Origin of the sequence: Mesorhizobium sp. CA4 (assembly GCF_020165075.1) — a bacterium.
GTDB lineage: Bacteria > Pseudomonadota > Alphaproteobacteria > Rhizobiales > Rhizobiaceae > Mesorhizobium.
On record NZ_JAIUHK010000028.1, the window covers coordinates 73,904 to 84,397 of the forward strand.

Annotated in this window: 10 protein-coding genes; 5 read left to right on the top strand and 5 right to left on the bottom strand. The window is 62.0% G+C overall.

What is annotated here, in order from left to right; translation table 11 throughout:
- The first annotated feature begins 19 nt into the window (after window positions 1–19).
- Together LB528_RS21760 and LB528_RS21765 are read left to right on the top strand one after the other, a co-directional pair.
- Entirely contained in the window at window positions 20–1,564 is a 1,545-nt protein-coding gene (locus LB528_RS21760; RefSeq protein WP_224716267.1) for a GMC oxidoreductase, read from the top strand.
- On the top strand, window positions 1,561–3,000 hold the full coding sequence (locus tag LB528_RS21765) for a GH39 family glycosyl hydrolase (protein ID WP_224716268.1): 1,440 nt from the start codon (window positions 1,561–1,563) through the stop codon (window positions 2,998–3,000). Before LB528_RS21760 ends, LB528_RS21765 begins: the two co-directional genes overlap by 4 nt.
- Window positions 3,001–3,123: 123 nt before the next feature.
- Here the strand turns inward: LB528_RS21765 and LB528_RS21770 are convergent, their stop codons facing one another.
- Window positions 3,124–4,527 (bottom strand): PLP-dependent aminotransferase family protein, encoded by a 1,404-nt coding sequence (locus LB528_RS21770; protein WP_224716269.1) that lies wholly within the window; start codon window positions 4,525–4,527, stop codon window positions 3,124–3,126.
- An 80-nt stretch (window positions 4,528–4,607) separates the two neighbouring features.
- Here LB528_RS21770 and LB528_RS21775 point away from each other — a divergent pair, with 80 nt between their 5' ends.
- Complete coding sequence (locus tag LB528_RS21775; protein ID WP_224716270.1) at window positions 4,608–5,777, top strand: MFS transporter; 1,170 nt, start codon at window positions 4,608–4,610, stop codon at window positions 5,775–5,777.
- Between the two features lie 310 nt (window positions 5,778–6,087).
- Complete coding sequence (locus LB528_RS21780) at window positions 6,088–6,627, top strand: dihydrofolate reductase family protein (protein WP_224517480.1); 540 nt, start codon at window positions 6,088–6,090, stop codon at window positions 6,625–6,627.
- Window positions 6,628–6,647: 20 nt separating this feature from the next.
- Here the strand turns inward: LB528_RS21780 and LB528_RS21785 are convergent, their stop codons facing one another.
- The 4 genes from LB528_RS21785 to LB528_RS21805 all read right to left on the bottom strand — a co-directional run bounded on the left by LB528_RS21785 (window position 6,648) and on the right by LB528_RS21805 (window position 9,028).
- Complete coding sequence (locus LB528_RS21785) at window positions 6,648–7,148, bottom strand: DUF2285 domain-containing protein (protein ID WP_224517482.1); 501 nt, start codon at window positions 7,146–7,148, stop codon at window positions 6,648–6,650.
- A gap of 55 nt (window positions 7,149–7,203) precedes the next feature.
- The gene (locus tag LB528_RS21790; protein ID WP_224517484.1) at window positions 7,204–7,398 is read right to left on the bottom strand and encodes a transcriptional regulator domain-containing protein; all 195 of its coding nucleotides are present in this window, start codon (window positions 7,396–7,398) and stop codon (window positions 7,204–7,206) included.
- Window positions 7,399–7,528: 130 nt separating this feature from the next.
- Window positions 7,529–8,194, bottom strand: a complete 666-nt coding sequence (locus LB528_RS21795) for a hypothetical protein (RefSeq protein WP_224517486.1) — start codon at window positions 8,192–8,194, stop codon at window positions 7,529–7,531.
- A 507-nt stretch (window positions 8,195–8,701) separates the two neighbouring features.
- Window positions 8,702–9,028 (bottom strand): DUF736 domain-containing protein, encoded by a 327-nt coding sequence (locus tag LB528_RS21805; protein WP_224517488.1) that lies wholly within the window; start codon window positions 9,026–9,028, stop codon window positions 8,702–8,704.
- Window positions 9,029–9,602: 574 nt separating this feature from the next.
- Between LB528_RS21805 and LB528_RS21810 the strand changes: the two genes are divergently transcribed.
- Window positions 9,603–10,292 carry a hypothetical protein gene (locus LB528_RS21810; protein WP_224517490.1) on the top strand — a complete coding sequence of 230 codons (690 nt, stop codon included), beginning with the start codon at window positions 9,603–9,605 and terminating at the stop codon, window positions 10,290–10,292.
- Window positions 10,293–10,494 lie beyond the last annotated feature (202 nt).

Below are 10,494 nucleotides of genomic sequence, written 5' to 3' on the forward strand. Positions count from 1 at the left end.
GATGGACGGGCAATATGATGTGATCGTCATCGGCAGCGGTCCCGGCGGCGCCTCGGTCGCGCATCGTCTCGCACCCACCGGAAAGCGCATTCTGCTTATCGAGCGCGGCGGATACCTGCCGCGGTCACGGGCAAATTGGGACGCGCAGACGGTGTTTGTGGACGGCGCTTACCAGGCCACGGAAACCTGGTACGGCAAGAACGGCGATAGCTTTCATCCCGGCCTGCACTACTATGTCGGCGGCAATTCCAAGGTCTATGGCGGGGCGCTCTTTCGCATGCGCGAACGCGATTTCGGCGAACTCCGTCACAAGGCCGGTGTATCTCCTGCATGGCCGCTCGGATATGAGGTCTTCGAGCCTTACTATGCCGAAGCGGAGCTGCTGTTCCACGTCCATGGCCAGCGCTGCGAGGACCCGACCGAGCCTCCGGCGAGCGGCCCTTTTCCTTACCCGCCCGTGTCGCACGAGCCGCGCATTCAGGACCTTCACGATAGCCTGGCGAAAGACGGGCTACACCCGTTCCACCTGCCGCTTGGCATCCTGCTGGAGGAGAAGGGCGGCAGAGCCGCGCCGACCAGCACTTGCATCCGCTGCGATGCGTTCGATGGGTTTCCCTGCTTGCTGAACGGCAAGGCAGATGCGCAGGTTATATGCGTCGACCCGGCGCTCGCGGCTTATCCCAATCTGTCGCTGCTGACCAACGCCTATGTCTCCAGGCTCGATACGGACGCCACGGGCAGGACGGTGACTGATGTAATTGTGCGGCGGCACGGCAAGGAAGAACGCTTCCGCGGGGCCATAGTGGTGGTGGCCTGCGGCGCGCTTTCGACGGCGCTGCTTCTGCTGCGCTCGGCCAGCCACCGGCACCCGGACGGCCTCGCCAACGGTTCCGGCCTGGTCGGCCGTAACTACATGCGTCACGATCAATCCGTGCTGATGGCGTTGATGCTCGAGCCGAACGACACGGTCTTCCAGAAGACGCTCGCCGTCTCCGACTTCTACTTCGGATCGGACGACTGGGACTTTCCGCTCGGTTTGATCCAGATGTGCGCCACCTCGCATGGCGCGCAGATCAGGGGCGAGGCATTGCCCCACTGGCTGGAATGGCTGCCGAAGGCGCCCTTTGAGGCCATGGCCCGCCGCTCAATGGATTTCTGGCTGTCGAGCGAGGACCTCCCGCGCCCGGAAAACCGAATCCGGTACGACGGAGATCGTGTCGTCCTGGAGATGGTCGAGAGCGATCTTGAAGCCCATCGCCGGCTGCGGCAAAAGCTGAAGCAGATATTGAGCAGGGCCGGCTTCCGCCCCGTGCTGCTGGAGCGCAGGTTCTACTTCGGCCTGGACATTCCGATTGGCGGCACCGCGCATCAGGCCGGGACGGCCCGCTTCGGGACCGATCCCGCGACATCGGTGCTCGACCTCGATTGTCGGGCCCACGAACTCGATAATCTCTATGTCGCGGATGCGAGCTTCTTTCCCTCCATTGCGGCGGTCAATCCCACGCTGACCATCATCGCCAACGCCTTGCGCGTGGCGGACAGGATCAAGGAGCGGCTTACATGACCGCGACGTTTTCGTGCGACCTGAACGGACCGGCGACGGAGCTGCCGCATTTCTGGGAACATACGATCGGTAGCGGCCACGCAACGCTTGGCCTGCGCGCCGACTGGCAGGCTCAGCTGAAGCAGGTGCACGACGAGCTCGGCATGCGTCATGTCCGCTTCCACGGCATATTGTGCGACGACGTGGGCACTCTAATCGGCGAGGGCGACACGTTGTTCTACTCTTTCTTCAACGCCGACCTGATCGTCGACTTCCTGCGCTCGATTGGCATGAGGCCCTTCGTCGAGCTGAGCTTCATGCCAGGCGTCCTGGCGTCAGGCGACAAAACCGTCTTCCACTACCGCGCCAACGTCACACCGCCGAAGGATTATGCGCAATGGGCGGTGCTGATCCGCAAGCTGGTGGGCCACTGGGTGGACCGCTACGGGCTGGACGAGGTGCGCCAATGGTTCTTTGAAGTCTGGAACGAGCCGAACCTGACGGCCTTCGGCACCGGTAAGCAGAGTGACTACTTCGAGCTCTACCGCTACACTGCCGAGGCCATCAAAGGCATCGACCCCGCGTTGAAGGTCGGCGGCCCGGCGACCGCCGATAACGCATGGATTGAGGATTTCCTGACTTTCTGCCGAGCCGCCCACCTGCCCGCCGATTTCGTCAGCACGCACCATTACCCGACCGACGATTTCGGCCAGCCGGGGGACGACACAGAAGCGCAGCTCGCCGCGAGCAGGCGCAGCGCCTTGCGCGAAGAAGCTCGCCTCGTGCGCAAGCAGGCGGGCAATTTTCCGGTGTACTACACTGAATGGTCCACCTCCTCCAATCCGCGCGATTCCATGCATGACGACCCATACGCGGCCGCGTTTATCGTCAAGACCGTGCTGGAAGCGAACGGATTGGTGCGAGGGTACAGCTACTGGACCTTCTCTGACATTTTCGAGGAGAACTATTTTCCGTCGGTCCCTTTCCAGGGCGGGTTCGGGCTTCTGAACATCCATGGCATCGCCAAGCCCGCCTACCGCGCCTTCCAATTGCTCCATGGACTCGGCACCGAGATGGTCCAGGTCGATGGAGCGCACGAGACCGTGGACGCCTGGTTCGTGCGAGGCGACAACGGCGGCTCCACTCTAATGCTTACGAACTTCGCCCTGCCGCGTCATCCGATCGTCACCGAGCAGGTATGCTTCACCCTGACGAGCGCACCACCTGCCACGTCCGCCTCTGTTCAGCGGATCGACGCCGAGCACGCCAACGCCAAGCGCCGCTGGGAAGAGATGGGCAAGCCAGAGTATTTGAGCGCCGCGGCGGTCGATGAACTCAAAGAGGTGTCGGAGCTACGAAGCGAGCCGTTTGTGAGCAGCCTGGAGGGGGACACCTTGCGCCTGAACATTTCGACAGCCCCTCAATCGGTCACTGCAATTCATTTCTTGCATAGCTAAGAATACCGGCTCACCTCAATTCAAAAACTTGGCACGTTCGGTTAGAAGCTCGCGGATCGGAACCATGCATCGAGGGCTCAGCGCGATGGCAAGAATGCATGCAACGAACGCGATCGCCGGACTTCACCGGGTCGAGACATCACGGATGGTCTGCGCGAGCAAACGCACGCTGGAAGCAATGGCGCTGTCGGCAATTCGGCCGTAGCCGATGAATAAGCGCCGTGGCCCGGCCGCGGTTTGGGAATATCGCCCGAACGCTTCGGTCGCCACGCCCCGTCTTCGCAGAAGCGCGACGATGTCGGCCTCACCGGCTCGATCAATGGTTGCGGGCAGTCGCACTGTTAGATGGAGACCCGCTGCCGCGCCCTCGACCTCGACGTCCGGGAGTTCGTACCTCAAGCAGCTCAGCAGACTGTTCCGGCGATCACGGTAGATGCGGCGCATCTTTCTCAAATGCCGATCATAGGTGCCCGACTGCAGAAGGTGCGCAAGCGCATCCTGATCGATGCGCGGAGGTCCTTCACTCCATCGCCGAAGTTCTCCAACCATCGACGCGACCAATTGCGGCGGAACGACAAGCCAGCCAAGGCGCAACGCTGGTGCCAGCGTCTTGCTTACGGTTCCCGCGTACATGACGCGATCGGCAGCAAGACCCTGCAGCGCCCCGACCGGCGCCTGATCGTAGCGGAACTCCGCGTCATAATCGTCTTCAAGAATGTAGCGGTCCGTCTCATGAAGCCATTTGACCAGGCGCTGTCGCCGAACCGCGCTGAGCACGCCGCCAACCGGAAACTGATGCGAGGGCGTGACCAGCGCTCCATCGGCGCCAGTCGCGATGAGCTGGTCGACGTCGATCCCATCCTCATCCACCGGCACCGGCACCCGGACCAACCCGGCTTTGTCGACCGCGACCCAATCGCTGTAGCCCGGATCCTCGACCGCAACCCTGCGCACTCCGACCGCATGCAGAACAACACAGGCCAGCGCGCGCCCTTCGGCAAAGCCGCTGGTGATGAAGATGCATGAGGGGTCGGCGATGAGGCCGCGCACGCGGCCGAGATAATCGGCGAGCGCAACCCGAAGCACGGAACTCCCGCGAACTTCGCCATAGCCGAGATCGCTCGCCGGAAGCGTCTGGAGTACCTGCCTGACGGCGCTCACCCAAGCTTTGCGCGGAAAATGGCCCACGTCCGGCATGGCCGGGCGCAGATCGTAGCGGATCACTTCATCGGCGGACCGCTGCTCTGCCGGGGCGGCGACATTCGCCAAGCCGGCGGCGACCATCGGCCGTGCGCCCTGACGCACGGTCAGGAATCCTTCGGCGGCGAGTTGCGCATACACGTCGACCACAAGTGGCCGCGAGACACCCAGTTGAGCGGCAAGCGCGCGGGTCGAGGGAAGGAGGACGCCAGGCCGCAAGGCCCCGGATCGAATTCGGGTCAGCAGGCCGCGGCGGAGCTGGCTGCCGAGGCTCTCATCGATGGAGCGGTCAAGGCTGAGAGCGATATCCGCGTTCAAACTGGTCAACAAAACTCCTCGACAACTGTCCATGTCGTTAAGACCAGTAGCACGGTAAGCCTGGCCTCGTCATCTGTGAGAACAAGGCCATGGCGACAACCGCAACTACCGCGCCACGGGCGCGAACCGCTCCTGAACCAATTTTGATGGCTCCCATGCTGAGCGTTGCAGGCGTGATGCTTTCAGCAATGAGCAGCTTCTATCTGCTCCTGTCGGCCATTCCGGCGCATGCGTCGGCTATCGGAGGGACCGGCGGCGCAGGCGCCGCAACCGGCGCTTTGATGGCGGCCACCATCGTCGGCGAAATTGCCGCGCCGCATGTGACCAACCGCGTCGGTCGCAAGGGCGCGCTGGCGCTCGCCCTCGGGTTGCTCGGTCTAGCCTGCCTTACGGCCTTTCCTGCTTCGCTTGCGCTGCTGCTCCTGAATTGCGCAGTTCGCGGGCTTGCACTTGGCGTGCTGCTCGTCGCCGCCAGCGGTCTCTCGGCCCAGATGGCACCGCCGTCGCGGCGTGCCGAAGCCATGAGCATATATGGGGTCGCGTCGGCGGTTCCGGCGATCGTGGCCGTTCCCCTTGGCCCTTGGGTGCTGACGAATCTCGCTGCACCGGGGACAGCCGTCTGCGCGGCGGCGCTTGCCTTTGCCGCCCTTGCCGCGACCGCGGTCCTTCCTTCCGAGAGGAAGATCGAAACGCACGAGGCTCATTGCTTTCCGCCTTTGGCCGTGGCGATCTGGCCGGCGATCTCGCTCGGCTGCGGCGCGGTCCTTGTCGGTGCAACGGTCACCTTCCTTCCTCTCGCCCATCCGGAGGCGACCAGCGGGACGATCACACTGGGCCTGCTGCTTCAGGGTTTGGGAGCACCCGTTACCCGCTGGCTTTCGGCACGGCATGTCGACAGGCACGGCACGCGCCTGCCTATGCTCGCTGGCCTCGCCGCGTGTGTCGTCGCCGCAATCGGCCTGGCCGCCACGGGCGAGGCAGAGGTGCTCTCCGGCATGCTCTTGAGCGGGATAGCCTTCGGCGTGCTGCAAACCGCGACCCTCGCCGAGCTGCTCGCCCGCGCGGCTCCCTCGCAGGTGGATGGTGCAAGCGCACTGTGGAACGGCGCTTATGACGCGGGCCTCGGTCTCGGCGGGTTTGCGTTCGGCGGCCTTGCGACAGCGATCGGGTTCAGTACGGCGTGCGTCGCGACAGCTGGCGTTTTCACGCTCGTTGCCCTCCTCCATCTCGCCACAACGAGAGGGGGCCGTGAATGCTGAGGCGCCAATTTCTTTCAGATATCGTCACCGGACTTCGTGACCAGATGGATGCGATCCCTGGACTGAATCGGGCCGGAACGCGCCAGGGGCGCCGGTTGATCGATGTTCGCCACAGCGACGTCCATGTGCCGATCGCTACCGGCGCGCTGAGGCGTCATGTCGGTAGCCAATCCGCTTCGCAAGAAGGGCGACGGGACCGGCGATGGTTAGCGCAATCGAGTACTCCTCGCCGACGACAGGTGGAGAGATTAAAAGGCGCGACCCAGATGGGCCCGCCTGTGTTTTGGCACGCAACACAAGGAGTGATGACATGAGAAAACTGCTGGTTTCGAGCTTCGTCTCCCTCGACGGCATCGTCGAGTCGCCGATGACCTGGGCCTCACGGTTTTTCGACGACGAGGTCAAAGCGTTTGCCCATCGGAAGCTAGACGACGTCGAGTTCTTCCTTCTCGGGCGCAAAGCCTATGAATACTTCGTTCCGGTGTGGCCAAACGCGACCGGAAGCGCTTACATGGATCGCATCAACGGGCTGAAGAAGCTGGTAGCGTCAACGACGCTCAACGAGGTCAAGTGGAACGCGTCACTTATCAAAGGCGATGTGGCCGAAGGACTTGCCACGCTCAAGAGGCAGGCCGGCGGGCATATCCTGAAATACGGTATCACCGGGCTAGACAAGACACTGTTGGACAACAACTTAGTCGATGAATACGACCTTTTAATCATGCCTACCAAAGTCGGTGAGGGCAGGCGCGCTTTTGCGGACATCGATGCGGACAAGATGAACATGGAACTCGTCCGCACGCACCGCTTCGCGAATGGTGTCGTGGCGCTCACATATCGTCCGCACTGAGCAAGGCGGCGTCTGAACCTTCAGGAATGACGCCGTCGCGCGCGGAGCAATTGGCGGTAGCCGCGCTCGACCATCTTCAGGCCGTCGCGCACTAAGCGATGCGTCTGATAGCGAAAAGCCGAGTCGTGCCAGTCGGCGGCGCTGACCAGCCGTCGGCCGAACAAAGCGGTCGCGACTTCGAAATGGGACGCCTGCTCTTCCCGACCATCGAGGCATCGCAGCATGTGGGCAAGGCGCCGGCGCTGCGCCGCGGTCAACCGCGCGTCGGGAAGGTGCGGCCTGTGGATCGAGCGGATGAACCGTTCGATGGCTTGCAGCCGATCGTGCGCCATGTCGTCGAGCGGGATGATGGCGGCAAGCGGTTCGGCTGGCTTGGTGTCGCCGAGAAGCGCCAGTTGCGTGCCGCCCGGTGAAGAGCGCATGTGAAGGCCGAGTTCGTCACGTCGGCCCGCGGCAAGCGGTACGTCGAAGGCGCTGCCCTCCCGCGTTTGCAGATCCGGCGGAACCTCGACAAGGTTCACGACCCCAGGGTTGATCTCCGGTGCCCAATAGACGGGCTGCTCTACCGCGGACTGGTCAGGCCGGGCGGCGAAACTGCAAACCCCAGCGCTTGCGGAATGCGCGCATCGCCTTAGCCGAGCGCGAGGTGGCGAAGTCCTGCTGATACCGCGGATTGCGGCGCAGGAATTCCCAGGCAATCTCATCGGCGGCTGCGCCTTTGATGAATGCATATGCCTGTGGGTCACGCCACTGCGATGTATCCGGCTTCATCCGCATCCTTCCCTTCTCAAGGATTTGATAGGGAGATGCGGCGTTAAGCGAAATCCTTGGATTCCGTCATTGACGAACGGACGAGGAGAGAACCCGGCGGCGAGCGATCAGGCCGGGGCGCTAGCAAGGCCTATTGGCTTGCGCCCTGCAGTATTTTGAATGTGTTCGTCCAGCTGCGATAGGCCTCGTCATCACCTTGGCTCCACGCGCTGAAGGCGCGCCAGGCCGCGAAGGACGAGGCGGGCTGCTCGAACAGCGAGCCGATCGACTGGTCGCCGGCGGGCCAGCCGACCGGCTGGTCGCATATCGTGACATCAGCGAGGCGCCGCAGATCGGCCAAGGCAGAGCGGATCTGCGGAAGCGGAAATTCGCAAAGATCGGTGTTGTCCTTCGCTTCCCGAACTACGACCGCAAGCTTGGCGACCACGCCTGCCAACGATTGTGCCGGCGTCGCGGCAATCTCAGCCAACAGGGCGTCGGCCTTGTCCGCGGCATTCTCTTCCCGGCCATCGAGATCGTCGCAGTCGGCGCTAGCCCCCTCCCCGCGCCCAATAAGAGCGCCGACGGACAAGAATTCGTGCTGTAACAGCCTCTCCTCTTCTTCATGCTGCTGCCGGACGCACGAAGCCAGCATCTCTATATGGGCATCAATCCAGGCAAGGGACAGGAGAAGTGCGGGATCGAGTGACGACGGAGCTTCGGCTGAAGAGCCAGCACGGTCTTTGGTCAACAGAGATTGCATCTCCCGTCCAAGCGTGACGGAAGGCAAAGTCGTGGTATTGTCGGAATCAGCCATGATCCGAGCTCCCACACAGCTTGGCTTTGGTCAGGTCGGGCAAGGTGTTCCTGCACCCTGCTCGACCGTTTCACCCCCGTCCATGACCTGGAGATGATCTCTCGTGGGTCGCAGGCGGTGGCAACTAGCGGTGATTTAAGTGAACGCAGGCAAAAAATCAAGCCCTATGGCATCAAATGATACTTTTGGTATAGCTGAACTTACAAGCGGACAAATTCGAGCCGCACGTGCTTTGCTTCAATGGGATCAGAAAACGCTTGCGGAACGGTCCAAGGTTTCGCTCGCTACGATCAAACGACTAGAGCCTCTAACCGGTCCAATAAGTGCAAACAGGGTAACCATTGACGCGTTGCGACGCGCACTCGAATCCGCAGGCATTCAGTTCATCCCGGAGAATGGCGGTGGTGCGGGCGTCCGGCTCGCCAGCCGCTCTGATCCATCGTAGTAAGGTTTCGCAGTCAGCATCAGAGGACGCCTCGCCCGGTGTCGGGCGAGGCGTCTGCCGATTCACTCGCCGCTGCGGCGGTTGGGGCGGGACCAGATCAGGCTATGGCCCTCGCCTTCCTCGTCGGCGAAGAGATTGGCGTAGATCGGAGCGGTGAAGCTCGGATCGTCCAGCTTGAGCCCGAGATAGTCGCGGCCTTCGTTGGAGCGCTTGGACCAGGCGGCGCCTATCTCGGCCTTGCCGACCACCACGCGGTGGCTTGGGGCGTTCTCGCCGCTGGCCCGGGTGTCGGGGATGATGCGCACGCCCTTGGCCTGGACGCTGAGGGTGATGATCTCGCCGGTGAACTCGTTCGCATTGGTCTTCTTGAAGGTGCCGATGGTGGCCATTTTTCAGTCTCCGTTTTCGTTTCCGAGCCCGCACCATGCGGCCTCGATGGCGATCGTGAGGCCGAAGGCGACCGCCGCCGCATCGCTTGCGACCGCAGCAGAGCGGAGGATGGCGCAGGCGCGCGTTTCTTGGTTGCGCGAGGAATGGGCTTAGCCCAGGGGAAGAAACTCGCGACGCGCCATTGCGGCATAGGCGGTCGAGGCTTCAGCCGTCCTTCGGCCAGATCAGCCCGTTCGAGAGGTCGCTGGTGCGCTCTGAGAAGTGGCCACGGAGGCAATGGCGGCATGGCGGCTCAGAAACAGAGCGGATTGGTCCGTCAAGTTATGAGCTACAACGGCTTGCCTACATCAAGCCTTCGCCTACCCGGCGACAAGCGCCCATAACGACGACCATGAACGTCTTATTTGGGCCGGAAGCGGACTGGCGGCTGCTGGACTTCAAAGGTCGGAAGGCTGCCATTGATCTTGGTCAACCAAGACCGTCGGTCTACAAGAAGCGCTCCGCGGCACGCGTCGTTGGGACAACGGCTTGGCGTGGCGACTGCACGATGGCCACCATATCGGAACGACACGATTGAGCAGCAATCAGATCATAGAAAGAGCGATGGGCAGCTTAGCGAACATCATGCGAATGTATGTCGAGACGCATATGCGCTTTGGTGAGCTATTCAAAGTTGATCCCGAGGAGGCGATTGACAACCTAGATCGCACTTTCGAAATGAAGCTTGAGGCCTTTCACACGCTCTATGATGTCTCGAAGGGTCTGTTCCCATATTTCGGTCGCGGCGATACCACCGTGCTCTTAGCGGTACGCAATGCCATCCATCATCGTAATCATCCCCTGTTCCACAGTTTGAATCGTCGTCTGTACCTCGATACCGATCTGGATCGCTGGTGCGGCGCTTCCTTCCTTCTTGCGCGCCACCCCACGCTTCATGGCACTCCAATCCAGACGTCCCATTGCGTCAGGCTGGACGATCTTGACGCGCGGCTTGATCCTTCATGCGCCTCGCCGTACCTCGACACCACCGTCGGCAGCGACAAGGCAGTGCGGAGGATGGAAGGGATCGATATGCAGCTCAAACTTCCGGCAATCCGCGACCGCGGCTTACGTGACCGATACCCGAAGATCAATCTATTTGGACTTGATGCCCATCTTCGTTTCTGCCGTTTGCAAGGTATTCAAGGCGATGAAGGCTGCCGGAGTCGCTTTCAGGGGATTCGACGCCGAAACTTACGCAGTTCCCTTCACGTCAGAAATTGAAGTCGATCTCAGCAGCCCGTCACTGAAACGACTACGGGTTGGCGGCTTAGGACCTCCCGTTATCGTCGACGTTTAGCTGGTGCCCGAGGGGCCAAGTCCTGCCAGTCCGCTCCCGGAACTCAAACGCGCTAGACGTCATGTTCCGAGGCGGAGATCGGTGGCCCGCCCTTTCGTGCGATTAAAAGACGAGGGTTGCTCGGAT

Bases quoted from the DNA above. Each gene is read 5' to 3' on its own strand.
- LB528_RS21780 (WP_224517480.1), top strand. From the start codon at position 6,088: ATGAGAAAACTGCTGGTTTCGAGCTTCGTCTCCCTCGACGGCATCGTC.
- LB528_RS21795 (WP_224517486.1), bottom strand. From the start codon at position 8,194: ATGGCTGATTCCGACAATACCACGACTTTGCCTTCCGTCACGCTTGGA.
- LB528_RS21775 (WP_224716270.1), top strand. From the start codon at position 4,608: ATGGCGACAACCGCAACTACCGCGCCACGGGCGCGAACCGCTCCTGAA.
- LB528_RS21790 (WP_224517484.1), bottom strand. From the start codon at position 7,398: ATGAAGCCGGATACATCGCAGTGGCGTGACCCACAGGCATATGCATTC.
- LB528_RS21765 (WP_224716268.1), top strand. From the start codon at position 1,561: ATGACCGCGACGTTTTCGTGCGACCTGAACGGACCGGCGACGGAGCTG.
- LB528_RS21805 (WP_224517488.1), bottom strand. From the start codon at position 9,028: ATGGCCACCATCGGCACCTTCAAGAAGACCAATGCGAACGAGTTCACC.